The sequence below is a fragment of the Paraburkholderia sp. TE9906 genome, from assembly GCF_056279605.1.
In genome coordinates, this window is sequence record NZ_JBWCCT010000013.1 from 38,828 (window position 1) to 64,846 (window position 26,019).

The 26,019-nt window shown below is 65.0% G+C and carries 14 protein-coding genes; 4 read left to right on the plus strand and 10 right to left on the minus strand.

Annotated features, from left to right (window positions below):
* The first annotated feature begins 61 nt into the window (after nucleotides 1–61).
* The gene (locus ACZ9H4_RS28300) at nucleotides 62–919 is read left to right on the plus strand and encodes a lytic transglycosylase domain-containing protein (protein WP_476121999.1); all 858 of its coding nucleotides are present in this window, start codon (nucleotides 62–64) and stop codon (nucleotides 917–919) included.
* A gap of 47 nt (nucleotides 920–966) precedes the next feature.
* Here ACZ9H4_RS28300 and ACZ9H4_RS28305 read toward each other — a convergent pair whose 3' ends face one another.
* On the minus strand, nucleotides 967–1,845 hold the full coding sequence (locus ACZ9H4_RS28305) for a helix-turn-helix transcriptional regulator (protein ID WP_476122001.1): 879 nt from the start codon (nucleotides 1,843–1,845) through the stop codon (nucleotides 967–969).
* Between the two features lie 123 nt (nucleotides 1,846–1,968).
* On the opposite strand from ACZ9H4_RS28305, the gene ACZ9H4_RS28310 reads away from it, so the two are divergent.
* Nucleotides 1,969–2,820 (plus strand): LysR family transcriptional regulator, encoded by an 852-nt coding sequence (locus ACZ9H4_RS28310; RefSeq protein WP_408144741.1) that lies wholly within the window; start codon nucleotides 1,969–1,971, stop codon nucleotides 2,818–2,820.
* 43 nt (nucleotides 2,821–2,863) lie between these two features.
* Here ACZ9H4_RS28310 and ACZ9H4_RS28315 read toward each other — a convergent pair whose 3' ends face one another.
* The 8 genes from ACZ9H4_RS28315 to uxuA all read right to left on the minus strand — a co-directional run bounded on the left by ACZ9H4_RS28315 (nucleotide 2,864) and on the right by uxuA (nucleotide 22,963).
* Nucleotides 2,864–3,496, minus strand: coding sequence for an FMN-dependent NADH-azoreductase (locus ACZ9H4_RS28315; protein WP_408144743.1), 633 nt, complete (start codon nucleotides 3,494–3,496; stop codon nucleotides 2,864–2,866).
* 309 nt (nucleotides 3,497–3,805) lie between these two features.
* Entirely contained in the window at nucleotides 3,806–15,709 is an 11,904-nt protein-coding gene (locus tag ACZ9H4_RS28320; protein WP_476122004.1) for a hypothetical protein, read from the minus strand.
* 204 nt (nucleotides 15,710–15,913) lie between these two features.
* On the minus strand, nucleotides 15,914–17,161 hold the full coding sequence (locus ACZ9H4_RS28325; RefSeq protein WP_408144746.1) for an enolase C-terminal domain-like protein: 1,248 nt from the start codon (nucleotides 17,159–17,161) through the stop codon (nucleotides 15,914–15,916).
* Between the two features lie 52 nt (nucleotides 17,162–17,213).
* Nucleotides 17,214–18,506, minus strand: a complete 1,293-nt coding sequence (locus tag ACZ9H4_RS28330; protein ID WP_408144747.1) for an MFS transporter — start codon at nucleotides 18,504–18,506, stop codon at nucleotides 17,214–17,216.
* 110 nt (nucleotides 18,507–18,616) lie between these two features.
* Nucleotides 18,617–19,384, minus strand: a complete 768-nt coding sequence (locus ACZ9H4_RS28335; RefSeq protein ID WP_408144748.1) for an SDR family oxidoreductase — start codon at nucleotides 19,382–19,384, stop codon at nucleotides 18,617–18,619.
* Nucleotides 19,385–19,498: 114 nt separating this feature from the next.
* On the minus strand, nucleotides 19,499–20,218 hold the full coding sequence (locus tag ACZ9H4_RS28340) for a FadR/GntR family transcriptional regulator (RefSeq protein WP_408153604.1): 720 nt from the start codon (nucleotides 20,216–20,218) through the stop codon (nucleotides 19,499–19,501).
* Nucleotides 20,219–20,521: 303 nt separating this feature from the next.
* Complete coding sequence (locus ACZ9H4_RS28345; protein WP_408144752.1) at nucleotides 20,522–21,835, minus strand: MFS transporter; 1,314 nt, start codon at nucleotides 21,833–21,835, stop codon at nucleotides 20,522–20,524.
* An 87-nt stretch (nucleotides 21,836–21,922) separates the two neighbouring features.
* Nucleotides 21,923–22,963, minus strand: coding sequence for a mannonate dehydratase (uxuA, locus tag ACZ9H4_RS28350; protein WP_408144754.1), 1,041 nt, complete (start codon nucleotides 22,961–22,963; stop codon nucleotides 21,923–21,925).
* A gap of 272 nt (nucleotides 22,964–23,235) precedes the next feature.
* Between uxuA and ACZ9H4_RS28355 the strand changes: the two genes are divergently transcribed.
* On the plus strand, nucleotides 23,236–23,964 hold the full coding sequence (locus tag ACZ9H4_RS28355; protein WP_408144756.1) for a FadR/GntR family transcriptional regulator: 729 nt from the start codon (nucleotides 23,236–23,238) through the stop codon (nucleotides 23,962–23,964).
* A 172-nt stretch (nucleotides 23,965–24,136) separates the two neighbouring features.
* Here the strand turns inward: ACZ9H4_RS28355 and ACZ9H4_RS28360 are convergent, their stop codons facing one another.
* Nucleotides 24,137–25,036 carry an SDR family oxidoreductase gene (locus ACZ9H4_RS28360; RefSeq protein WP_408144758.1) on the minus strand — a complete coding sequence of 300 codons (900 nt, stop codon included), beginning with the start codon at nucleotides 25,034–25,036 and terminating at the stop codon, nucleotides 24,137–24,139.
* A 97-nt stretch (nucleotides 25,037–25,133) separates the two neighbouring features.
* Here ACZ9H4_RS28360 and ACZ9H4_RS28365 point away from each other — a divergent pair, with 97 nt between their 5' ends.
* On the plus strand, nucleotides 25,134–25,976 hold the full coding sequence (locus tag ACZ9H4_RS28365) for a helix-turn-helix transcriptional regulator (RefSeq protein ID WP_408144760.1): 843 nt from the start codon (nucleotides 25,134–25,136) through the stop codon (nucleotides 25,974–25,976).
* The last annotated feature ends 43 nt before the right edge of the window (nucleotides 25,977–26,019 follow it).

Here is a 26,019-nt window from a genome sequence, read left to right on the forward strand (position 1 = left end):
CGGCACCGTGACGCGCGCCGTACACCGGCTCATGCGGATAGCGGCCACGGCGCTCGCCGCCATGATGCCGCTCTGCGCCGCCGCGCAGCAGACCCAGGCAGTCCGGCAGAGCGATGCCGCCTCGGCCAGCTTCACCGAACTCGCGCGGACCTGCGCGCCGCATGTCGACACGCAGACCCTGGCGGCGGTGGTACGCGTCGAGTCGAGTTTCAATCCCTATGCGATCGGCGTGGTCGGCGGCCATTTGCAGCGCCAGCCGCGCAGCTACGCGGAAGCGGTCGCCACCGCGCATGGGCTCGAGGCGCGCGGCTTCGATTTCAGTGTCGGGCTGGGGCAGATCAACGTGCGCAATGTGCGGCGCTTCGGCGAAACCCTCGAGACGATTTTCGAGCCGTGCCGCAACCTGCGAGCAAGCGGTGCGATTCTCGCGCAGTGCTTTGCACGCTCGGCGAGGCAATCGCGCGACGAGCAAGGCGCGCTGCGTGGCGCGTTTTCCTGCTACTACAGCGGCAATTTTTCGACGGGTTATCAGCACGGCTATGTGGCGCGCGTGATTGCCAGCGCTTACACGAATGCGCGGCAAGCGGCGCACGGTTCGGATGCGGCAGCATTGCCGATACCGGTGGTGCCCGCTGCGGGCGCCGGTGCGCCGGCGGCTCGAACGGCTCGCGCGTCCGAATCGACGCCAACCGCCGCGGCCATGCAGCGTGTCTCGCAAGCGCAAGCGTCGAATGCGCAGCCGGTATCCGCTTCACCTGCAGGCGTCGCGCAGCGAGCCAGAAGCGCTTCGCGCGCATCCGCCGCCACGCAGGCATGCCGGGCGGCGGACGCGCGGCAATCCATCACGATACGTTGCGCCGATAATTCCAACCGCTGGTGCACGCGCTGCCTCGGCATGACGACGCTCGCCGCGCATTAGCGTCGGACCATGCCGGTAACACAACAGCAAGAGCGGCATCGGTCGACTCAATTCAACCGCAAACGTCCCGCCAGATAGGCCAGTTCGGCGCGATTGCCTACACCATACGTTTTGCGCAACAGCCGCAAGTGGTAATCGACGTTATGCACGCTCGTATGCAGCCGCAACGCAATCTGCTTGTCCGACAGACCGGACGCGACGGACAGCAGAATCTCGCGCTGCCTCTCGGAGATCGCCGTCGCCGTGGACTGCCGCGCGATGGTGCGCCGATAGCCGGCGGCAAGCTGATGAAGCGATAAGCAAAGGCTGAGCGTCTGCGCGAGGATGCTGCTGTCGATCCAGGTGTTGCTGGGGTTCATCGACGTGAAACTGACGATCACCTGCAGATCGGTCGACGGAACCGGCAGGCCGAGCATGATGCCCGAACGCATGCCGTCGGCGTCCATCTCCTGCAGGAAGCGATTGGCGCGCGGATCGCGTCCACGATCGCGGCATGCCCTGTTCAGTTGCGAGAGATCCCATACGACCGGCGGCGCATGCACGCGGCCGATCACGAGACGGGGATCGACTTCGAAATAGCGCTCCTGGAAGTAGTTGCCGCGAAATTGCGCGGGTATCAGCCCCTCCATCATGAACGCGCGCGCCACCCTGTCGCCGACGACCTGCAGCGTCACGTAGGCGACCGTATTGAAGCCGATGATCCGCATGAGCCCCGCGAACAGCCGCATGCGCTCCGCCGGCGTGGCCGCCGACGCAAGCTCGCGGATCAGATGCGATTGCGCATCCGGGCGGCGCGCGCTGCGATCCGCCGCGAGATCGCGATCCGTATGCCAGATCAGTTCGGGCGGCGCGGCGGCGGGCTGTTCACCGGCCACACGGTGTTCAGGATCGGTCGGCTTCGGCTGTACCGAAGAAAAGCCATGCATTGGACTGCTCCGGTGAACCTGAGAGTCAGACGGCGCACGGTCCGCCCGCATCACACTCTCTCAGCATATCTTCGTGAATTGAAAGTAACATCGTCGGACTTCCAGGCGCTTGTCGAGTGAACCATGTTTGATACCGTGCTTCTGCGATCCTTCGTGACCGTCGTTCAGGAAGGCGGCTTCACGCGCGCGGCGAACCGTTTGCATCTGACCCAGTCCGCAATCAGCGCACACCTGCGGCGGCTCGAGGAACAGGCCGGAAAAAACCTGCTTTTTCGCACGACGCGCTCGGTGACGCTGACGCCCGACGGCGAATTGCTGATGGGCTACGCCCGCGCCATCCTGGCGCTCAATCAGGACGCGCTCGCGCAACTGACCCGCGTATCCACCCAGGGTCCGGTGCGCGTCGGGCTGTCCGAGGACATCGTCACCGCGCCGTTAATGGCGGCGCTGCACGCGTTCGCGAACCGCCATAGCGGCGTCACGGTCGACGTCAGGGTCGGCATTCCCGCGCACCTGCTGCAGACCATGGACGAAGGCGAACTCGATCTGGTGATCGGCGGACGCTGCCACGACGGGCGCCCCGGGCGTCTGTTGTGGCGCGAGCCGCTCGTCTGGGCCTTCGCCGAAGGCGCCGCGCTCGCACCCGAATTGCCGGTGCCGCTCGCGCTGTTTCCCGAGCCCTGCCCCTATCGCGAAGCGGCATTGACCGCGCTGGCGCAGGCCGGCGTCGGCTGCCGCATCGCGATGGTCTGCCCGAGCAGCGCCGGTTTGCGCGCCGCGGCGCTGGCCGGGTTCGCGGTGATGCCCGCCGTGCGTGGCCAACTGGGTCACGGACTTCGGGCACTGACCGGCGAGCCACGGCTGCCCGCGCTGCCCAAGGTCGAATTCACCGTGTTCGCCGCGCCGCATGCCGCGCCCGCCACCGTCGATGAAATCTGCAACGCGGTACTGCCGACGCTTGGCGATCCGAACTAATTCGGCCTCGCGGCACTTGCCCGGCTGCTGCCAGCATGACGCATCAAAAATCGCGCGCCAACGTGCGCGCGGCGCTGAGTGCGGCGGCGCGGTCCGGCTCGCCGTCCGCTCCGAAAAGGGTTTTCTCCACCACGACCGACTGTACGTCCGTCACGCCGACGAACTTCAGCCACATCTCCATGTAGGGCCGCTGCAGGTCGTATTCGCGCGCCGGTGTGAAAGACCCCGGCGACGCGTAGTCCAGCCCGCGTGCATACACCACGGCCGCCTTCCTGCCGGCCAGCTTGCCGCCAAATCCGTTGCCGTCGAACGTGAACAGCACGTCTTTCTGCGAAATCACATCGATCAGATGCTTCAGGCGATACGGTATGCCGAAATTCCAGAGCGGCACGCCGAACAGCAGCTTGTCGGCCTCGTGAAACGGCGCGGCAAGCGCTTCGATTTGCCGCCACGCCGACGCCTGTTGTGGCGTCAGCGTGGCGCCGCTCAAACCGGCGTACTTCGCCGCCAGCGTCTCGCCATCGAACTCGGGCAGCGTGAGCGCCCAGATGTCCATGGTCTCGATCGCGTCGCCGGGATGCGCCGTTCGATAGGCGTCGAGAAACGCATTGCACACTTCTATGGATGCCGAATGCTGCTTGCGCGGCGAGCATTCGATGTACAGCAGCTTGGTCATAACCCTACGCTCCGCTCCTGGATGAACCCGAACACCGGGATCGGGACGACAGCGTCGCCCGATGCGTAGAGGGTATGACCTGAGTCCGGTCCAAACAAACGAAGAAAAGCGGCTCGATTAAGTGAGTTTGATGATGAATGGCGTCTGGCCCCATGAGGGGATTGCCTGAAGCGCACTATCTGAACATCTTTGCGATGAAATTAAAACTACGGATCTTCGCTGAAACAGGCGATTGAAACGGCGCACGACAAGCGACCGCCCGTCATGCGGGACGCGAGGGGCGCGCGACGAACCGTACGAAGCCGCGCGCTAGTGTTGCGGCAACGGCACGTTCACGTGGTCGCCCGGCACGATCAGGTCGGGATCGCGCCCGTCGCGCGGCTGGCGCGCGCTGAAGGGGTTGCCGTCGAGCAGCGCCCAGTCGAACTGCGGATTCGGCGGCTCGAGCCTCGTGAGCGGTTCGCCGTTCGCGGCGGCGATGCCCCACAGCGTATCGCCGGGATGGACCGTCACTATGCGCACTTTGGGTGTCGGGGTGGGCATGGGGGTGGGCGTGGGTGTCGGAGCAGGCGTAGGCGTCGGCGTCGGCGTTGCCCCCGACGGCCCACTGCCCGGCTTCTTTTTCTTGTCGTCCGGCGGCACCGGCGCGCTCTGGTTCTGGAACAGCGGCGCGGCGACCCCGATCACGCTCGACGCGAGCGACCCGATCCCGAGCGCGAGCAGCACGGCAGGCTTTTTCCGGAATTTCGAATGCGACTCGACGCGCGCCGGCAGGCTGTCGTCCACGTTCGTCAGCTTGACCGGCTTCCTGCGCGCGCTGACGGTGGGACGGCTGGCATCGCGCGTCTTTTCGAGCAGACTGTCGCTCAGATCGCCGGGCTCCTTGCGCGACACGACGTAGGCATCGGTATCGAGGAACTTGCCGTGCGAGCCGGTCACGGTCAGCGACTCGGTGCTGACTCTCTGGCGCGGCAGGAACCCGCCGTTGCCATCGGCTTCATGCCAGTACAGGCCGCCGTCCGCCGAATATTTTGCATACCCAACTATATCGCCGGTTTCCAGCTTGCCGGCAGTCGACGGACGGAACACGTAGATGTGGTCGCCGCCCCGCGCGACGTAGTTCGGATAGTTCGCAAGCGCAACATTGAGCCCGCTGGTCGCGAGATCGGTGACGATCGTCATGGGCGATCCATGACGTTGAGCGGTCGCTACCGCATCGGTGAGATAACCGGCCACGAACATGTTGGTGCTCAGGGGCGTCAGCACTTTGTCCGAGAGCTTCCTGATCCTGGAAGACGGCTCGTGCGGCACACCGCCCGCCCGGGCACTCGATATATCCAGCGAACCGTCGACAATCGAACTGCCGAAGCCGATGGTGTTGAACACCGCGCCCCATTTGCCGAGGCCGCCGGCGGTGCTGATCTTGTGCACCGATAGCAGCATGCTGCCGCCCCAGGTCGCAATCACCGTCATCCGGATGCCGCCGCCCAGGCGGGTCGCCGAATGCAGACGGCTCACATCGGTCGTGGCAATGCCGCTTTCCTGCTTGACGATGTCGAAGTAGTCGTCGAGCGCGGTGTTCACCGTGTCCTGCGTGACGCCGGTTTGCGCTTCGCTTTTCGCCTGCTGCACGATGCCGAGCAGCGTCGACGTATGCGCCCTGACGCGCTCGATGGTCGCATCGGGCAGCCTGCGGGCGCGCATCCCTTTGCTCAGGAAGTTGAAGTGCGAGTTGATGATTTCGCACGCGTCATCCAGCCGGCCGTTGCGGATTTCCTCCAGCACGTGTTGCTGGAAGTCCTTGCCGAGCTTGAAGATGTTCATGAAGTAGCGCAAACCGGAAGAAGCCGGCCCGAGATACGGGTCCAGGAAACGCACGCTGCCGGCCCGGTCGTACAGGAACGCGCTGGTGCCTGCAAGACCGAACAGCCCCACGGCGCTCGCGGCAGTCTGCAGGTTCTGCACGGCCGAGCGATCGGACGCCTGGAACCACGTCACCTTGCCGTTCTTCACCTTGAAGTAGCCGAGCGGCGGACCCGCGCCGTCCGGCGCATAGGCGTACAGCCGCTCCTTCTTCGACACCTCGCCGTCGGCCACCATCTGCTTTGCCTTCGGCAAACGGAATTCATTGGCGTGGTCGAGCGGCGTTTGCAAAGCCTCGCGGACCGAGCCGGTGCGCTTCACGAAACGCAGTCCCTTGTAGTCGGCGGACAGGCTCAGATCGGCGGCACGCTCCGATGTCTGGACCCACGTCACCTTACCGTCCTTGCCCGCCTTGAAATAGCCGAGCGGCGCACCGGCACCGTCGGGCGCATAGGCGTAGAGGCGTTCCTGTTTCGGCACGTCGCCCGCCGTGCCCCACTGCTTTGCCTGCGTCAGCGTGATTGCGTTCGCCGGGTCGAGCGGCGCCTTCAGGCCCTTTCTGAGCGAACCTTCCCGCTTGACGAAATGCAAGCCGTTGAAGTCGTCGGTCAGAGCGGGACCCTCTTTGCTCGCGGGCAGCGAGATCGGCTCACGCGGCTTCAACGATTCGGGCTTCGGAAAGAACGCGGCGGTCACCGGCGCATTGTGTCCCGTTGCCGCCGCACCGCGTCGCAAGCGCTGCGCGGCCAGCACCGCCTGGGTGATGCGGCGGCGGAATAAACCCGCTTCGCCCTCAGGCAAGCCCGTCGCTTTTTTCCAGCCGAGGCGGCCGGTCATCACGACCTGGGGCGGCGCCTCCTGATACGCAGCCGGCAAGGCGGCCGGAGCGAACGGTTCGTGCGTGTATGGCGCGGCTTTTTCGCGCGCCGCGATCTGCCTCCTGATGTTGGCGATCACCACTCGCGCGGTTTTTTTGCGTTGCGTGAGACTGCCTTCGCCGTGCTCCTTCACCACGTCGAGAATCTTTTGCTCGAGCCCGTGATTGTCCAACTGGTCCTTGAGGAAATCGACGCTGCGGCGGTACTCCCAGTCGCTCATCGAGCCGTAGGCCGGCGCGGTCTCGTCGCCGTTCTTGAGTTCGTCGAGCGCGCCTGCCACGTCGCTCAGCGGCTTGAACGGCGTCTGTTCGCCCATGTTGTCGAAACCCATCGCCGAGTCGAGGTCGATGAAGAACGCCGCCGGTGCGCCGTCGGCGGTAGTGAGCCCGATGTTGCCGAAGGTTTCACGGCTCGCCGGCATCGCGCTGCTGCGGTTGCCCGCCACCGACACGTTCTGCAACGCGATATGGCCCGCCGCCGTCGCGAACACGCCGTTGGTCATCGAACGCTCGGGGTCGCCGAGCACGGCTTTCGCGTTCGTGGAGGACACGTCGATCTCGGCAAACGGCGTCATGATGCCGTAGTGCAGGACGCGGGTGTCGGGGTGCCTGAACGTGACGAGCCGCATGTCGGTCGCGCTGCCGTCGCCGTACATCGCGCGCATCAACTGACTGGTGGCGACCGCATTGCGGGCGCGCCCCTCGCCGGTGTCGCCCGCAACGCTCGCTTTCCACATCTGCTTGACGAGCCACAAGCCATTTGGGAGACCGAACTTTCCGGTGGTGTCGCGCATCACGCTGCCGGGCCACAAGCCGCCCTGCTTGGTTTTTTCGTCGACCAGGCCGTGTTGCTCGACCGCCTTGGTCAGCGACGAAGGCCGGCCGGAGCGCCCCTCCAGATTCGCGCGCGCGGCCTGTTTCGACGCCGCGCTCTGTTTCGCCCCCGCGCTGCGTTTCGCGGCGGCTCCGCCCGCGCCGCTTTCGGCCGCGCCGGCGACCGGCCATACCGGACGCCCGCCCACTATGCCGATCGCGCGCACGCCATTTCTGTTCACGGCGGCGAAGCCTTCGGGCAAGCCGTATTCGTCGATGCCGACGAGCTTGCAGGTGGTCCGGCCGGTGGCCGGATCGCGCTGCGCGACGGCGAACATGTCGACGCCGGCGGGCTTGACCTGCTCGCCGTCGGCGGTCGTGACACGCACTTGCGTGTCGAGCGCATAGCCGAGGTCCGACATGCGCGCGGCTTGCACGGGCGTGCCGCGCTCGACCGAATCGCGATTGGCTTTGACACGTGCGAGGAAGCGCTGCAACGTGGACGCCGGCCCGGTTTCGGCGGACAGGCTGGCGGCGTCTACGTACACGTAGTTCGACGGCGCCTCGCTTTGCAGATGATCGAACACACGCGTGAGTTCGGCTTCGCCGAGATGGACCAGCGCGTTCGCTGCGTTCGCGGCTCTGGTCGCGTCGGCCGGCGTCACCTCGTCGCGCTTTGCGGACTCTGTACCGCCGACAGCATCGCGACCGGCGTCGGGTTCCGTCTGCGTCACCGCTTCGGTCAACACGCCCGGCGCGGATTGCGCCGCGTTCTCGACGTTGCCGTTTGCCTCTTGCACCGCCTGCGAACTCGTGGCCTGTTCACGCTGATAGCCATGAATCTCCGGCACGAAGTCCTGCTCGGGCGCCTCGGGCAGATGCAGGTACAGACGCGTCGCCACCTGCGGGTCGTTGGCTGGCACGGCGATATGCCCGGCGGGCGGATGCAGGAGCAGCGCGCCCGTGCCGCGTATGCTGTTCTCCGTCATCGATGCGATCACCGGCGCCTGCAGTTCGTACGCCAGTTCGCGCGCCCATGGAAAACCGCCTGAGCCGAGGTAGCACCCGGTCAGCAACACGCCGTCGCCGGGTTGGTAGGCGGGATCGTTCATCAGTTTGCGCACGAACGCTTTCGGCGAGATCGTCTGGTTGTTCGCGCTCACCGCAGTGGTATTGTCCTCGGCGAAATTGGCGGGTGTCGAACCATGCGATTCCGCGATGCTGAAACCGGACACTTTCAGATACTTGCGCGCCGCCGCGTGTCCGAGCAGGTTGACCACACGCGAGCCCGGCACCGGGCGCAATTCGAGCGCGTTCAACCTGATCGGCTGCGCGCCGCCCGGCGAGAATTTGCCGCTCACATCCGGCTCGATCTCGAAGCGCGCCAGGCGTCGCGCCGGATTCGGATCGACGCGCCGCCAGCCTTGCGCGTCGCTCTCGCCAAGCCGTCCATACACTGGCGCCTGAATCAGGTCGGAGAACTGCTGCAGCAGCGCCGCGTCGCTGCCGCTGTGCGCGCCGTCGAGCGCGACCGGCGTGCCGGGCGCATAGCTGAACTGCGCGAGTTCTTCCAGCGCGACGGTCATGTCGAGCGCGCTCGCGGCCGAGCCGCTGCGCGGATCGACGATCGCGCCTTCGCGCGTCGGCACGCCCCATACGTAGACCTCGGCGGGCGCGCGGGCGCGGGTCATCGGCTGATCCGCGCCGGCGCCCCAAACGTGGGTCACCAGACGCGGTTCGACATCTTGCCAGTCGACGGCCTCGTCTCGTGGGGTCGCGGGTAAGGCCGATGCATCGGCATTGCTTCGCGAGCCGTCAGCGCTCAGGGCGCGTTGCGGTTCGTCGCGCGCAGCGGTCGCAGCGGGTTTCTCGCCGCCGAAACGCAGATAGCCGGCCTCCGGATCGAGCGCGTCCAGTTGCAAACCGGGATTGCGCAGATCGACGCCTGAACCGTCGGCCGTCACGAACTCGGCCTTCACGTCGGTCAGGCCAGCGGCTTCGAATTGAGCGACGGTGTCGTCGATCGCGGCGCGCGGGTTGGGCTCATCGAGCAAGCCGCTCGCCTGCCTCAACGTGACCGAACCACCGGGCTGCGTCACGCGCGCGACGTCGCCGAGAACGCCGGGGCGCTGCGTCAACGCATCGACGAAGCGGGAGCCGAGCGCGACCGAGCGATAAGTACCATCCGGAATCGGCGAGAAATCGAACGCGGGATTGTCGAGCGGCAGGTCGGTGACTTGCGGCGTGGGGCGCTGCGTCGCTCGTTGCGTCTTCGGCGTGGTTTGTTGCGTCGTTTGTTGCGTCGTATCCTGTGCCGCTTCTTGCGCCGTGCGGCCAGCTTGCGGTTCGAAATCAGCCGGGCGAGCGCTCGCCGCCCCTGTCGCATCGGCAAGCGCCTGCGCGCCGGCCGGCCGGTTCACGGGCTCGGCCCGGAATGCCTTCATCAATACCTTCGACGAGTCGACCTGACCGGTCAACGCGCTGCTGCCGCGTACCGTGACCGTGCCGTCGGGCTTGATCAACAGAATGTCGGGCGGCGCCCACACGGTGACCGGCCGCTGCGCGCGCTGCGCGAGCTGTTCGGCGAGCCGCTGCGCGAACGTGCTGGTGGAGCGGCCATGCGCGCGCGCCGACGCGCGCGTCGGGTCCGCGTTCGTCGAGCCCGAATAGCACGAATAGAGCGTCACATCCTGGCCGTCCGCGAGCAGCGGCGCGAGGCCTGCCGCCACATCGTCGACCGTGACCGGCAAACCGTCCGGCCCCTGCATCTCGTTGGCCGAGATGCCATGGCCCAACACCACGTGATGATCGGGCGGCGCCATCACGCCGCTCGCGCCGCGCGCATGCAACGGATCGCCAGGCGGCACGAGCGAGGTGTCGACCGGGCGCAGAAACTCGGGATGGTCGCCGGCGGCAATGCCGGTTACGTCGTTGTAGCCGTCCTGCCATACCGGCGCCTTGCCTTGTGGACGAGTCGTCAGAATGCCGGCGCCGCCCGGCATGACGGTGCGTTGCGTGTAGTCGAGGTTGGTGCGGTGAATGACCGTGCGTCCGCCGCCGTCGAAATAGCTGTCGTCCAGTGGGCTTTGCCGCCCTCCCGCCGTCTCGCTGCCGGTGGTTGCGCTGCCTTGCGCGGCATCGCCGTCCGCCTGCGCGTTCTGCTGCCGCGCGGCCCATTCGTCGCGCGTGAAGATCGCGGTGGGTTCGAGCACGAACGGTTCGGCCGCGTCGGCGGATTGGGCGAGTTGGGTGCCGGACACCGTCTCGGACTCGCTAGTCGGCGACAAGCGCGGTGTATGCAGCACGCCGTCGTCGACCTGGATCGTGTGCGGCGAAGGTGACAGCACGCTTTGCGGCATACCAGCGCCGGCGTTCGCTTGCGCGTTGGCCTGCGCATTGGCCTGGACCGTGCGCGCATCGGCCTGGCGGCGCGCGTGCTGATCCGCTTCGCGCTGGGTGTCCGCATGACCGCGAGCGGCGACGAAGCCCACGCCCATCAAGCCCGCCGACGACGCGAATTGCGCCCAGTCCTCGCCGGTCGCCGCACCGTTCGACGTCGCCAGCCGATGCCCCTGCAACACCAGCGAACCGAGGTTCGTCGTCAGCGCGCTCACGCCGATGCCGCGAAGCGCGAGCGCGGCGGGATTGGCCACGCGCAGCGACGCCACCCGTCCGAGCAGTTGCACGAGCCGCTCCAGATGCAGCCGTTCGAGCGGCGTGAGCCGCGCATTCCAGCGGGCGAGCGTGGCGGCGTCGAGCGACAGGCCGAGCGGCGCTTCGGTCGCACGCGACACGCTCCTGAAGAGGCTCAGCGAACGCGCGCGCGCCGCCGGCGAACCGGCGACCCAACGTTCTAGCGCAGCCGGAGCGGCCTCGAACTCGCGCAGCGAGCGCGCGCCGTTGTTGGCGGCGCTGGCTGCCGCCGCTTGCGCCGGCGTGGCGTCGTGCGCCAGTTTGACAAAGCCCGTGGCATCGGCGAACGCGCGGTCGGACATGCCCACGCGCGCCATGATTTTGGCGGTGCGGCCCGCCAGTCCGCCGACGCCCGCGACGCCGCCAAACGCATTGGCGCCCAGCGCCAGCCAGTTGGCGCCGCTGCCCCAGCCGCCTTTGGTGATCGCCATGGTGTGCAGCGTCTGAACCGTGCCGACCGCCGCGCTCACCGCGAAGTACGCGTCGGCGAGATCCGATAGCACGATGAGCCACAGTGCCGCGGTCTCCGGCTGCACCATCGTGGTCAGCAGGCCGGCGGCAACCGTGACACCAATCTCCAGATCGACCTTCAGATGGTCCCAGTCATACCAGTGATCGTCCGGCTTGTAGGTGGTCCAGTAAGCCTGGCCGCTCAGCAACGCGCCGTCGCTGCCGAGCACCCAGTGCGGCTGCGCCATCAGCAGGCCCTTGTCGAGCCCGGTATGCGCCTGCCAATCCGAATAGCCGTGGCGCACGGTCGTATCCGCCGGCCCGACCTCGATTTCGTTGCCGCGCGCGTCGATGCCTTCCATCACCGCGGCTTGCAGCGTCGCCGCGTCGTCCTTGCCGGGCTCGCGCTGGTTCCACCACTGGATCGACAGCGACGTGAGCGCGACCGGCGCAAGTCCGCTCGGCCGGCTGACGCCCTCGCCCGTCATCAACTTGTTGACGATCTCGCCGAGCGTGGTGTGCTTGTGGCTGGTTTGGTCGTACACGACCTCGTTGGGGTCGTACTCGGCGAACTGGCCGAGCGCGAGCGCCTGTTCATCCTGCAAGGAGCCGGGCGTATGCGTCGGGCCGTTGCTGCTCTGCGCCGCGCCGACCGCGTTGAGCAGGTCGTCGTAACTGGTCACCACCTGCATGCCGTCCTGCGCGCCCAGCCCGGCCACATGGTTGCCGGCCGTCACCACGGGCGTGGCTGTCGGGCCGGTCGGCAACGGCGCGTCGGCTGCCAGCTTCACCTTCGGATCGTTGACGTCGATTGGCTTGACCGGTTTGCCGGCGTCCTTGAAGCCGGTCTCGCGCGCGATTTCCTTGCCGACGTCGCTGTTCGGATCGTCGTCGAGCATGTCCTGCGCGAGCTGCATCGAACCGTCTTTCCTGTCCTTGACGTCGCCGAGCCCGAACCCCTGGCCTTCCACGACCGCGACTTCCCCCGCGGCGATCACGGTCTGGTTGTAATCCGACGACGTATCGATGCTGCCGAAGCCGCCCTTGTCGAGCGGCTTTTTCATCAGCGCTTCGATGCCTTGGCGCAGCTGCGTCATCTGCGGATTGGCGGCGCCGCCGCCGGCTGCATAGATGCGTGACACCGCGTCGAGATCGTTGGCCTTGGCCGTCCATTGCAGCACGTCGTCATGGTTGGCGTCGCCCGCGAACTTCGCCTGGTAGAGCGCGGCGGCGAGATCTGCGCTCGTCGAGGCGTGCATGAAGTCCGCGACCGCATTCAACCTGTCTTGCGGATCGTCCTTGCCGCGCACCAGCGAATCGATTTGAGAAAAGAGCGCCTGCGTCTGCGGATCGCGCACCGCGCCGTCGAGCAGTTGCGGATAAAACACCGTGCCGGCATAAGCGGACAGTTGTTTGCCTTCGGCGGCGAAGCGTGTCTTCGCGTCATCGCTGCCGTCGTTGCCCGCGGTGCACGGAAGGAACGCCCCCGCATCGACGATCGTCTTCAGCGCATCGCTTTGCAAGCCGGTGATGGTCGCGTCGCCCATCACTTCGTCGTAGAGCGGGTCACCTTTTTTCATGCCGCCGAGCTGCCGGCTCAACGCATTGGCGGCCGCGACATCGCCCGCGCCCGCGCCGCCGCTGTGCTGCTGCGCGTAGCGCGTCTGCTGGATCACCTGCTGTGCGCCGAGCGCGAGCTGCAACTGGTTGAACGCGGCATCGAGCGCCTTGCTTTGCTTCGAATCCTCGCCGGTGTATTGCGCCGCTTCGATCTGCGGCGCGAGCACCTGGGTTTCGAGCGCGAACTGCGCCTTCCACATCATGTCGATGTAGTCGGGATCGGTTTGCCACGCGCTGTCGGTGGGCGCGCGGCCGGCGGCGGCGTTCAGCGCAACGCCGAGGTCGTCGTGATAGGTTTGCAGCGCTTTGGCCTCGGCCTGCCGCAACGTGGCGTTTTTCGGATCCTTGTCCAGCGCGGCCTGCGCGTTCTGATACTTCTGGTAGTCGTCGTTCACCTTGCCGGCGGCGCTGTGTAGCGCCTTTTCGTCCGGCTTCAGGTCATGCGTCATGGCCTGGGTGGCCTTGTCGAGCGCTTCCGGCTGCAAGACGCCGAGCGCCGCCAGTTCCTTCGACGCCGCCTGGATCGGGTCGCTGTCCTTGCCGGTGGGGTCCTTGTAGTAAGCCGACAGATATTTCGGCGCGTCCGCGGTGAGCGCAGCTTGCGCAAGCGCATTGTCGGCGTGGGCCTGACCGCCGAGATAGGCACGCGTCGCGACAAGCGCCGCTTTCATGCTCATGCCTTCGCTGAGCAGTTGCGACAGGTAATCGGAGGCCGACACCGTGCCGGGCGCCGGATCGCCTTTTTTCAAAGGCGCATCGGGTGCGGCCGCCACCTTGCCGCCTTGCACGGCATCGGTCGCGCCGCTGAGCGTGCGGGCGTCGAACAGCTGCATGGTCGACAACTCGCTCGCAGCTTGCGCGACGGGGTCGATCGTGTCGACCTTGGTGCCGGCTTTCAGCTTGCCGGCGTTGTCGGTGAGCCACTGACTGCCGTCGGCCTGTGCTTTTTGCAACAGCGCGGCCTGCGCCCAGGTGGCGTCGCTGATTTCCGGATGGTCCTTGCGCCCTTGCGCGAGCGCCTTGTCGAGACTTTGCTGATCGACGGGACCACTGCCGAGTCCGCTGCTCAACGCCTGCTGAGCCTTCGCCAGTTGCTGCGCGTCCTGCGGTGCGGTTTGCACCGGCGCGGGACTCGGCTTCAGTTCGAGCGGCGCCTCGAGCTTTTTCGCGAGCGCGCTGTTCGGGTCGCCGTCGATGAGCGCCTGATAGGCCGATAGCGACGAGCCGTCCACCCGCGCGAAACTCACCGTGTCGAACGACGTTTGCGCGTAGGTGGCGCCCGCTTTCTTCAGCCGCTCGATCTCGTTCAACTGCGCGTTCAACTGCGTTTTCAGCGCCAGCATGACCGGCTGCGCGTCGGCGCTTTTCGGGCCGCCGAGCGCGTCGACGATGTTACCGAGCGGGCCGTAGAACTTGTCGCGGTCTGCGATGGATTCACCCATCGTCGGCGTGTCGATCTGCCCGCCGTTCCTGGTCAGACTGTCGATCTTGCCCTGCAGATTCTGCCGGTACAACGCGACGGCCAGCTCCGGCGACGCCTGCTTGACGCTCGTCAGCAGGTTCGCGATGTCCCGCAGGTTATCCGGCGTGCCGACCTGCTGGATGTCGTGCTTCGTGACCGCGGAACCGAGCGTCGACTTGAGCAGATCGTCGTATAAGACCGTGTTCCGATAGCCGGATAGCGCCTCGCCTTCGGCCTTTAGCGTGTCGGTCGCGTTGCCGCCGTGCGCGCCTTCGACGTCGTGCAACGCGGCGGCTTGCAGCGCCTTGGTGCGCGCGTCGCCGGTGACTTCGGCGTAGAGCGGATCGTCGCTCTTCAGACCTTGCAAACTCCGCGTCAGTGACTGCGCTGCCTTCAGATTGCCGGGGGCCGCGCCCGAGCCGCGCGCCGCCTCGGCTGCGTCGAGTATCTCGGCGGCTTTCAGGGCGTGCAGCACGTCGGCATCCGGCGGCGCGTCGGTTACGCTCTTTGCGGTATTCGCATCCGTCACGGCCTGTTCGGCCTGCCAGCGCCGGTCGATCTGCAACAGGTCGCCGCGCCAGTCGTCGCCGGTCTCGCCGACGGCGGCGTTCAGTTCCTGGGAGAGCGCCTCGTGGTAGGCCGCTTCGTCCTCGGCGATCTGTTGCGCCGATGCATGGCTCGCCTTGTCCTTCTGCAAGCTCGCGTACGCGCCTTGCGCCGCCTTCGCGGCGGCCGGCAGAGCGGCGGCGGGTTTGACGTCGACCGTCAACGCCTTGAGCGCCGCCTGCTGCACCGGGCTCGTGAAAATCTTCAGATCGGCCAGTTGTTGCGCGGCGGTTTTCAGTGGGTCGCCACCGCCGTTGCTCTTCGGGTCCGCCACGATCTGGTCGCCCTTGATCGCGAGCGCCGCTTCGTCGAGCGCCGTTTCGTTCTGCTGGTTGCCGCCTAGCTGCACGCGCGCCGCGTTGACCGCCTCGGGCAACGTCATACCGCCGTCGAGGCCCTTCTGAATCGCCACGCGCGCGTTCGTCGCGCTGACCGGCGCGCTCGCGGCGTTGCTCTCGACGACGAGCGGACTATCGCTCAGGGATTTGGCCGCGGCGTCGAGCGTGGCGTTATCGAATGCGTGCGTGAGACCGACCTGGCTGGCCGCTTCGGTAATCGCGTCGACTTTCGGCTCGTGCGCCTGCGGCGCGTGCTGATGCGCCGCGTTGTATTGCGCCTGCATCAGGATCACGGCGCGCGCGAGCGCTTCGCGGGTCAGTTGCGCGTTGGCTGCTTCGGCCTTCTTGACGGCGTCCTGCAACGCCGATGCATCGCCCGGCGACTTGTCGCCCAACGCCTTTTGCACCGCCTGCTGCGCGGTGGACACGTCGTGCGCCGTCGGCGGGGGCGGTGGCTTGGGTGCTACGCCGCCGCCTCCGTCCATAGCCATCAGCATCGTCGTTCTCCGGGTCGAGCGGCACCGCCGCACCATGCCGGGCGCGCGCGCAGCAGCCAAGCTGCCCGCACGGCGCCTTCTGGAGTCTCAGGCTAGGCGATAGGTTGAATGCCGTCCATACAGGAGATTCGTAGTCCCGCCGTGAATCGTGGGGCGCGCGCTGAAGGGGCTGAAAGCGCGCCGCCAGCCGGCGCGAAGTCACGGCGTTTGCAACGTCCCGTCTTTCAACCTCGTCTGCGTCCACGTCGTGACGCTGTTCTCGCACGGATATTTCGCCGCCTCGGCTTCGTCGATGTCGACGCCGAGCCCCGGCTTGTCATTGGCGTAGACGTAGCCGTCACGGAACGCGGGCAGACCCGGGAATACGTCGAGCAATGCGGCCCTCGGGCCTTTGAGATCCTGGATCACGAAGTTGGGCGGCTCGGTCCCGGACCACTCCTGCACGCCGAAATTGCGCGAAGCCAGATCGATGTGGATGTTCGCCGCGTGCGCCATCGGCGACATGTCGCCGGGTCCATGCCATGCGGTCCTGACGCCGAATTGCTCGGCGAAGATCTGCAGCTTTCGCCCCGCGGTAATGCCGCCGATCTGACTCAGATGCACCCGGATGTAATCGATCAGCCGCTCGGTGATCAGAAAGCGCCATTCGTGCGGATTGTTGAAGAGTTCGCCCTGAGCCAGCGGCGTAGTCGTCTTCGCGCGCAGCTGCCGCATCCATTCGCCTTCTTCCAGCGGGATCGCGTCTTCGAGGAAGAACAGATCGTACTGTTCCAGTTCGCAGGCGAAACGGATCGCTTCGACCGGTTTCAGACGTTCGTGCACGTCGTGACACAAGGCGACATCGAAGCCGATCTTGCTGCGAATGCCGTCGAACAGTTTGAGCGTCTCGCGCATGTACTTCCTGCTGTCGAGATATACACCGTCGGCCGAACCCGACGGCGCGCCCGAAGGTGCCTTGCCATAACCGCCACCGCCATAGCCGCCGCTCTGACAGCGAATGTGCGTGATGCCCTGCTCACGATACTTCTGGATGTTCTCGCAGAGTTCGTTGAGGTCGCGGCCATCGGCGTGCCGGTAAATCGGCACGCCTTCACGGCACTTGCCGCCGAACAGCTGATACAACGGCATATTCGCCAGCTTGCCCTTGATGTCCCACAACGCCATGTCGACGCCGGAGATCGCGTTGTTCTCGATCGGCCCGTTGCGCCAGTACGCGTTCTGATGCATCAGTTGCCAGAGTTCCTCGATGGCCTCGGCGTCGCGACCGATCAGCAATGGCCGCAGATACTCCTCGATCAGGCACTTCACCGCGACGTGCCGGTAGGCGAACGTCGCGCATCCGAGACCGACCAGACCCGGCTGATTCGTCTCCACCTTCACGACGATCAGGTTGATGCCTTCCGGCGCGGTCAGGACGACCTTTACATCGGTAATCAGGGTTGCCATTTTCAGCCTGCTAAAAACGAATCAAGGAAAACAAAGCGGCCCACGCGGTGCTTCACGTGCGATGCAACGACAACGGCGCCTCGTGTTTGGCGCGCTGATCGGAACGCGCGGGCACGGTGATCATCAGGATCACGGAGAGCAGCAAGCCGGCCGCCATAAAGATGTAGGAAGCCGCCGGGCTGCCGGTCACGCCGTTCAGATAGCCCACCACCCACGAACCCGCGAATGCGCCCAAAGCACCACATGCATTGATCAGGCCGATCGCGCCGCCAAGCACGTTACTCGGAATCAGCTCAGGCACCAGCGCGAAGAACGGGCCATACGGTGCATACATCGTGGCACCCGCGACCACCAGCAGCGCGAACGAGATCCAGAAATGCGAGCCGCCGATCAGGTACGAGGCGACGAACGCAACGGTGCCGACGAGCAGCAAAGGCCATACGAACAGCTTGCGGTTACGCGTCTTGTCCGAGAGCCACGACGCGAGCAGCATCAGAATGATTGCCGCCAGATAGGGCACCGCCGCGAGCCAGCCGACCGAGACGATATCGATCGTCGACGCGGCCTTGAGAATCGACGGCAGCCACATGATGAAGCCGTACACACCGATGCTCCACAGCGCGTGAATCGCGCAGAACTTCATCACGATCGACGAACGGAATGCCGACTTGTAGTCGCGCACCGGTGCGATATGCGCCTGCTCGGCCTTCAGGCGTGCGTCGAGTTCGATCTTTTCCGCGTCGCTCATCCACGGGGCGTCGGCCGGACGATCTTTCACCGTGAACCACCACACCACGGCCCAAACGAGCGCCGGTGCGCCTTCGAAGACGAACATCTCGCGCCAGCCGAAGCTGCGCACCAGATAGCCCGACACCACCGACATCCACAGCACCGTCACGGGGTTGCCGAGAATCAGGAACGTATTGGCGCGCGAACGCTCGCTGCGCGTGAACCAACGGCTGATATACATCAGCATCGACGGCATGACGGCGGCTTCCACCACGCCGAGGATGAATCGCAGCGCCATCAGCATGGGAATGTTGCTGACCATGCCGGTGGCCGCCGCGCACACGCCCCACAGAATCAGGCTGAAAAAGATCAGTTTCTTGACGCTGTTGCGCTGCGCATAGATCGCCCCGGGCACCTGAAACAGGCAGTAGCCGAGAAAGAACAGCGAACCGATCAGCGACGACGTGCCGTGCGTGATGCCGAGGTCTCTGTCGATCCCGGCCGCCGCGGCAAAGCCGTAGTTCGCGCGATCGAGATAGGCGAGGCTGTAGGTGATGAAGATGATGGGCATCAGATACCACCATCTTTGGGGTGCTACGGGCTTGACGCTTTCCATGATGTCTCCGGATCGGGTACGGCGCATCCAACAATTGACTACGCGATTGACTGCGCGCGAGTTGTTTTCTTGTTCTGCTGTGCTCGCGCGGACCTGCGTTCGAAACGGCTTCAGAGCACGGCCAGCCAGCCGCCGTCCACGTAAATGATCTGGCCGTTCACATAGCTCGAGGCGGGCGACGCGAGATACACCGCCGTACCGACGAGTTCTTCCGGCTTGCCCCAGCGTTGTGATGGGTTGCTGCTCTTCACCCACGCGTCGAACGCCGCGTTCTCGATCAGCGGCTTGTTCATGTCGGTCAGGATGTAGCCCGGACCGATCGCGTTCGCCTGGATGTTCGAGACCGCCCACTCGGCGCTCATCGCGCGCGTCAGCATCTTGATGCCGCCCTTCGCCGCCGTGTACGCGCCGACGGTCGCGCGCGCTGCCTCGCTCGTGAGCGAACCGATGTTGATGATCTTGCCGCCCGTGCCGCGCGCGATCATGCGGCGCGCGGCCTGCTTCGCGACGATGAACGCGCTGGTCAGGTTCGTGTCGATCACGCGCTGCCAGTCGTTCAGTTCAAGCTCGACGAGCGGCTTGCGGAACTGGATGCCGGCGTTGTTCACGACGATGTCGATCTGCACGCCGTCCTTGTCCCACTGCGCGAAGGCCTCGGCGACGGCCGCTTCGTCGGTGACGTCGAAGGCACGGCCCTGCGCCTTGTAGCCCGCGCTGGCAAGCTTGCTGACCGATTCAGCGACCGTGTCCGCCCGCGTGCCGTTGAGTACGACGCTGGCCCCCGCTGCCGCCAGTCCCTCGGCCAGCGCGTAGCCGATACCGCGTGCCGAACCGGTGACAAGCGCCGTGCGGCCGCTCAGATCGAATAGATGAGTCATGCTGGGTCCTCTGTGTGATCAGGAAAAAGGCGCGAGTGCGCCCATCGCGACGGGGCTACGCGTCGCGTTTCAAATGGGTTGGATCCACTGTTGGCGAAACCGGACTGCGTCAGGTCAGGCCGCCTGGTTGTTGGCGGTGCGGTTCAATGCGGCGCGGTCCTCGAAATCCTGCTCGGCGCGTTTAATCAATGTCAGCACTGCCTGCTCGGCGGCTTGCGGATCGCCCTGCTCGATCGCGACGCAGAGCGCCTCGTGCATCGGCAGCGAACGGGCCGGGCCGCCCTCGATTTCGGAACTGAGTTCGAAGCTGGTGCGCAGGATCGCCGACAGCGCGTTCTGCATCTGCTGGACGAACTGGTTGTGACAGGCGGCAAGGATGGCGCCGTGAAAAGCGAGGTCGGCGGGAACATATTCGCCCTGGCCGGCGACCGCACGCTCCATCGCCTTGAAGGCGCGGCGCACGGCGATGCGATCTTCCGGCGTCGCGCGTTTCGCGGCGAGCCTGGCCGCGTTCGGCTCGATGATCAGGCGCAACTCCATCAGATCTTCGATGAGGCCCGGTTCGATCGCGCCGGCGCGCGCCCGCCAGGTGATCACGTCGGGATCGAACAGTTGCCATTGCGCGCGCGGCAGCACGATGGTGCCGTAACGGCGGCGCACCTGCAGCATGCCCTTGGCCGAGAGCGACTTCATCGTCTCGCGGATGGTGATGCGGCTCACCTGCATCTGCTCGGCGAGAACGGGTTCGGCCGGCAGGATGTCACCGGGCATGAACTTGCCTGAACAGATCTGCTCGCCGAGCTGATTCAGGACCTGCCTGTGTAGCGTTGCCACGATTCACTCTCTAGGTCATACGTATGATGTAGAAAGATAGGCGCGGCAAATCGTTTATGCAACCAGGGTTGACCCGGTAAGCGAACTCGCGAGGTGGGGGATCGGGCTTCCAGCCAGCCTGTGGCGTTCGCCTTGCGCCAGGTCGGACTGCAGTTCGACACACATCGGCTGAGACTTGCAGCCCAGGCTGGGCTACGACGGATTTTCCGGACTGCAGCGTCATCGTTTTGCAGGTTGGTCAATCGACCGCTTGCTGAAGGACAGGCTGCTTGTTCGAAGGAGGCAGGCAGTTGATGCCTTGGGTCAAACCACCTCTCTGCGGGCCATTTTCTTCATGTGAGCACGCGGCAGCAACGGCAACGGCTCGACTTTCCCGACCACGAACAGATACGACAACGCGCCGACCACGCATAGCGAGCCCGCGACGATGAGCGGGATCACGAATGAGCCCTTCGTGATCGCCAGCATGACGCCTGTGAACGTCGTGATAAAGATCCCTGCGAGGTTGCCGGCGAAGTTCTGGATGCCGCCAAGCGACGCAACGTGGGCCGGCGTCGGGGCGACTTCGCCGACCAGCGTCCAGACGTTCGCGCCAGCGAACGACAAGCTCGCGTAAGCCAGCGAGAACAGCGCAAGGCACGCCCAGATGCTGTCGACGTACGCCGACAGCGCGATCGACGATGACAGCAACATGCCAAGCACCAGACATGTCTTGCGCGCGGCCGTCGCGCTCCATCCGCGCTTGAACAAACCGTCGGACACCAGGCCGCCAAGCCAGCCGCCGGGAATCGCCAGCAGCGCCGGGAGCATGCCCCAGGTCCCTAACGACGCCAGCGAGAAACCACGCGCCTGCAGCAGATAGCTCGGAAACCAGGTGATAAAAAAGTAGATCGCGAAATTCAGGCAAAACAGGCCGATCATCATTCCCCACACCGTCCGGTAGCGAAACAGGTCGAGCCATGAGACCGAGCCGGCGGTATTGGGGGTGGCTAGCGTGGCAGGCAGCCCGCGCTGCGCGAGCAGCGCGTCGACCGCATCCGGTGCAATGGCGCGGTAGCGCTCCGGATCGCGATAGATGAACCACCAGGCCGCAGCCCAGACAATTCCGAGGCCGCCCGTGATCACGAACGATCCACGCCATCCGACGACGGAGATCAGCCAGGCAACCAGCGGCAGGGACAGCGCCGACCCCACGCGCGAACCGCTGTCGAAAATACTGCTCGCGAGGCCTCGTTCGCTTCGTGGAAACCAGTTGAAGGCCACCTTCGCAAACGATGGAATCGCCGCGGCTTCCCCGACCCCAAGCATCAGCCGAACACCCACGAGCTGCGCAAGACCACGCGCCGCCCCTGTCGCGATCGTGAAGGCCGACCACCAGCCCACGGCCAGCGCGAGACTCACGCGCACACCGACCTTGTCGATGAACCAACCGGCGGGAAGCTGCAGAAAAGCATAGGTCCAGAAGAACGCGCTCAGCACGAGCCCCATGCCGACCGCGTCCAGACCCAGCTCCGCGCGAATGCTCGGCGCGGCGATCGCCAGGTTGGCCCGATCAACGAAGTTGATGACGTTGGCGAGGAAGCACATGAAAATCATGGTCCATCGGATGCGTGGCATGGAAGTCTCCGTCGTGGCTATTTTTGTTACGCCAGTTGAACCGTTCACTGGCGTCTTTGTTGAAAGACAGATGGTGAGAATCGAGTTTCAGGACAGCTTCTCGATGGCTTCCCACAAGCCGTTGATATAGACGGCGCCCAAAGCCCGGTCGTACAAACCGTAGCCCGGCTTGCCGGTTTCGCCCCAGATCATGCGGCCATGATCCGGGCGGAAATAGCCAGTGAATCCCGTGTCATGATAGGCCTTCACGATCGCGGCGATATCCAGCGAACCGCAACTGGACAGGTGGGCGGACTCTTCGAAATCGCCCTCGGGCGTGATCTTGACGTTGCGGATATGCGCAAAGTGGATGCGCCTCATGGCGCCGAACTCACGCACCAGCGCTTCCACGTTGTTCTGCGGTCCGGCGCCAAGCGAGCCGGAGCACAGCGTCAACCCGTTAGCTTCCGAGTCCACGATCCTGACGATCCGGGCAAGGTCGTCACGGTTCTTCACGATGCGGGGCAAACCGAAGATGGGACGGGGCGGATCGTCCGGATGAATGGCCATCTTCACGCCGCTTGCTTCGGCGACCGGAATGATCGCTTTCAGGAAATACTCCAGATGCTCCCAGAGCCGGGCTTCGTCGACTTCGCGATAGTCGGCGAGCAAGGCCTTCAATTCTTCGGGCTTGTAGCTCGAATCCCAACCAGGCAGCGCAATGCCGTTGTTCGGGTCGATCTCTTCGATTTCCTTCGTGCTGAACGCGAGGCAGGTCGAACCGTCTTCCAGGGTTTTCGACAGTTCCGTGCGGGTCCAGTCGAATACCGGCATGAAGTTGTAGCAGATCACCTTGATGCCGGCGGCCCCGAGGTTGCGGATGGTCTGCTGATAGTTCGCGATAAGCCGATCACGGCTCAGTTTGCCGAGCTTGATGTCTTCGTGCACGGGCACGGACTCGACCACTTCGAATCGGAGACCGGCCTGCTCGATCGTCGATTTCAAGGCCGCTATCTTTTCCGCGGGCCACACCTCGCCGACCGGTTCGTCGTAAATCGCGGACACGATATCCGTCATGCCGGGAATCTGGCGAATGTATTGCAGCGTGACGGGATCGGACTCGCCGTACCACCGGAAAGACATCTTCACGACTTCACTCCTTTCATTGATTGCGCGGACCTTGATGCATCGAGGACGTCAACGCAGTGAGCCCCTGATGGCTGCGGATTATGATTGGTTGACCACTTTCATACGATAGTGGTTTACCAGTGTGCCACCTCGCTACCCGCGTATTTTCGGTACTTCCAGCGATATTCAGCATTTCTGATGCCGGACAGAATGTGCTGCCTTTCTGAATTGGTGTACCATTTTTCGGATGAACGCGAAGTTCGCTTTCGATACGTCAATTCACGAGCAACTCAATGACTGACCTCTCCCTCCAACCGTTCAACCAGAGACAGGATGCAGAAGGCGCGGACCGTTCCTACCTCGGCCTCGCGAAGCAGATTCACGCGTTGATCGCGGCGGGAGACTTCGCGACGGGATCGAGACTGCCTTCTGAGCGAACCCTGGCGGACAAATTCAACGTCAGCCGCACGCAGGTGCGCGAAGCGATCATTGCGCTGGAAGTCCACGGTGTCGTCGAAGTGCGCGGCGGTTCAGGGATCTATGTGGCGACAGACCTGGGTGCGAGACCCGTGACTTTCGAGTTGCCACGCGGCCCGGGGCCGATCGAAACGCTGCGGGCGCGGGCGTTGATCGAGTCCGAAGTAGCGGCCCTCGCAGCCACCGAGCGCAAAGACAGCGACCTCGATCGGATTTTTTTCGCGCTCACTACGATGCGCGAGAACATGCACGACAAGCAGGCCAACGACGCCGCGGACCGGCAGTTTCACCTGTGTATCGCGCAAGCCACCGGCAATACCGTGCTATTGCACATGGTCACCGCGATGTGGGACTGCGCGCGCAGCGATCCGCTGTGGGAAAAGATCGAGGAGCACTTTCACACGACGGCTTTGCGGGAGGCGTCGCAGGAAGACCATCAGCGGATCTTCGCCGCCATCATGGCCCGTGATCCGGCCGCGGCTCGTGAGGCGATGCAAACCCACCTGGCGCGCGTGGTCAGCGAGTTTACGCAAGCCTGGCGTTGAAACTACTCGTCCCGCCGGGCCATGCTGCCGTGATATGCGCAGTTTTCAACGCGCAACGGTCGTCGGCGAAGACCGACGACCCCAATTGCTCTTCGCCGATGCGCACGGTCGGACCGGCGCATGTCCGCCGGTTCTCCAATGGCGTCCGTCAAGTCGACCGCGACCGCGAAGATTACGTCAATGCCTGGGCGTAGCGCGCTTCGTTGAGATCGGAGATCAGCGTCGGGCCCTCCGGTTGCCAGCCCAGACGCGCCTGCGTCTGCGCACTCGATGCCGGCATATCGAGCGCGGCGAACATCGCCATCCATCCGAAATGCGCCGGCGCTTCCTCACGGGCGATCGAGACGACCGGCACATTCAGGCCGCGCCCCAGCGCCTGTGCAATCTCAAGAACACTGACGCCCTCTTCACCGACCGCGTGATAGCGCGCACCCGCTTCACCCTTCTCGATCGCGAGCCGGTACAGCCGCACGACGTCCGAAAGATGCCCCGCCGGCCAGCGGTTTTGCCCCTCCTCCACGTATGCGCAAACGCCTTTCTCACGCACCAACTGGATAAGCGGTGTGATGAGGCCCTGCCGGTACGGGTTATGCACTTGCGGCAGGCGCATCACCGACACATTGATCCCCGAGTCGAGCAGCGCGTTGCCGGCCAGCTCCGATCCGATGCGCGGGTTCGGGTGCTGGGTGTTGAACACGTCCTCGGTGGCCGGTTGCCCGTCGCTGCGGCTGCCGACGCCCGTGCCGGACGTGATGAGAAGCGGACGATCGGAGCCGGCAAGCGCGGAGCCGAGTGCCGCGATCGCATGCTTGTCTTTCTCGCAGTTTTCCACGAAGCGGGAGAAATCGTGGTCGAACGCGAGATGAATGACGGCGTCCGCCTTCTCGGCGCCGCTACGCAGGCTGGCGGCGTCTTCGAGCGAGCCGCGATGGACTTCGGCGCCCACCGCGCGCAGCGCCTGCGCGCCCGCATCGGAACGAGTCATACCGATCACTTGATGACCGGCTTCGATGAGTTCGGGAACCAGCGCCGAGCCGATGAAGCCGGTCGCGCCTGTCAGAAAGATACGCATTGGGAGTCTCCAGGGTGGTCACCCATGCACTATGCGATCATCCGCTATCCTGTTGAAGTAGTGACTTTATCCCGGTAAAACGACTAACAGGCTCCTCATGTCAGTGAACGCCGCCCAAACCCTTGGGGATTTCCTGCGCAGCCGCCGCACGCGGCTCGATCCGGCCAGCTTTGGCTTCTCGGGCCGCAGGCGCACGCCGGGACTCCGCAGGGAAGAAGTGGCCCAACGCGCGAACATCAGCTCAACCTGGTACACGTGGCTCGAACAGGGTCGCGGCGGCGCGCCCTCGGCGGAGGTGCTCGAACGCATCTGCGCAGCGCTGATGCTGACGGACACCGAGCGCGAACATCTCTTCATACTGGGTCTCGGGCGGCCGCCGGAAGTGCGTTCCCGTAGCGTCGACGGCGTGAACCCGCGCCTTCAGCGCGTGCTCGATTCTCTCGACGCGAGCCCGGCGATCATCAAGACCGCAACGTGGGACGTCGTGGGCTGGAATCGTGCCGCAGCCGTCGTGCTCACCGACTACGGCACGCTGGCGCCGGGCCAGCGCAACATCCTGCGCTTTCTGTTCGGCGACCCGAACGTCCGCGCGAAACAGCACGACTGGGAGAGCGTCGCGCACTTCGTCGTGGGGGCGTTCCGGGCGGACGTGGCGCGTGCCGGGCTTGCTTCCGAAGTGGGCGATCTCGTGGACGATCTGTGCCGCACCAGTCCCGACTTCGAGCGCATGTGGCGGGAAAACCAGGTGTTGAGCCACGGCGAAGGCGAGAACGTAAAACACCTCCTGCATCCCAAGCTGGGGCCCATCGAGATGGAGTATTCACTGTTCGCAGTCGATGGTCGACCGGACCTCAGTATGCTTGTGTACACACCGCTCGACGCGCAGATGGCGGAGCGCATCCGCACTGCCGTTGCGCAACATCGATTGATGGCGGCCTGATGTCGAGCTGGTAGTCTGAAGTAGAGCCGTGCTCAAGTCCTGC

What these genes read in the sequence shown, in the direction of transcription:
- ACZ9H4_RS28300 (WP_476121999.1), top strand. Translation starts at nt 62, where the DNA reads ATGATGCCGCTCTGCGCCGCCGCGCAGCAGACCCAGGCAGTCCGGCAG.
- ACZ9H4_RS28305 (WP_476122001.1), bottom strand. Translation starts at nt 1,845, where the DNA reads ATGCATGGCTTTTCTTCGGTACAGCCGAAGCCGACCGATCCTGAACAC.
- ACZ9H4_RS28310 (WP_408144741.1), top strand. Translation starts at nt 1,969, where the DNA reads ATGTTTGATACCGTGCTTCTGCGATCCTTCGTGACCGTCGTTCAGGAA.
- ACZ9H4_RS28315 (WP_408144743.1), bottom strand. Translation starts at nt 3,496, where the DNA reads ATGACCAAGCTGCTGTACATCGAATGCTCGCCGCGCAAGCAGCATTCG.
- ACZ9H4_RS28320 (WP_476122004.1), bottom strand. Translation starts at nt 15,709, where the DNA reads ATGGCTATGGACGGAGGCGGCGGCGTAGCACCCAAGCCACCGCCCCCG.
- ACZ9H4_RS28325 (WP_408144746.1), bottom strand. Translation starts at nt 17,161, where the DNA reads ATGGCAACCCTGATTACCGATGTAAAGGTCGTCCTGACCGCGCCGGAA.
- ACZ9H4_RS28330 (WP_408144747.1), bottom strand. Translation starts at nt 18,506, where the DNA reads ATGGAAAGCGTCAAGCCCGTAGCACCCCAAAGATGGTGGTATCTGATG.
- ACZ9H4_RS28335 (WP_408144748.1), bottom strand. Translation starts at nt 19,384, where the DNA reads ATGACTCATCTATTCGATCTGAGCGGCCGCACGGCGCTTGTCACCGGT.
- ACZ9H4_RS28345 (WP_408144752.1), bottom strand. Translation starts at nt 21,835, where the DNA reads ATGCCACGCATCCGATGGACCATGATTTTCATGTGCTTCCTCGCCAAC.
- ACZ9H4_RS28355 (WP_408144756.1), top strand. Translation starts at nt 23,236, where the DNA reads ATGACTGACCTCTCCCTCCAACCGTTCAACCAGAGACAGGATGCAGAA.
- ACZ9H4_RS28360 (WP_408144758.1), bottom strand. Translation starts at nt 25,036, where the DNA reads ATGCGTATCTTTCTGACAGGCGCGACCGGCTTCATCGGCTCGGCGCTG.
- ACZ9H4_RS28365 (WP_408144760.1), top strand. Translation starts at nt 25,134, where the DNA reads ATGTCAGTGAACGCCGCCCAAACCCTTGGGGATTTCCTGCGCAGCCGC.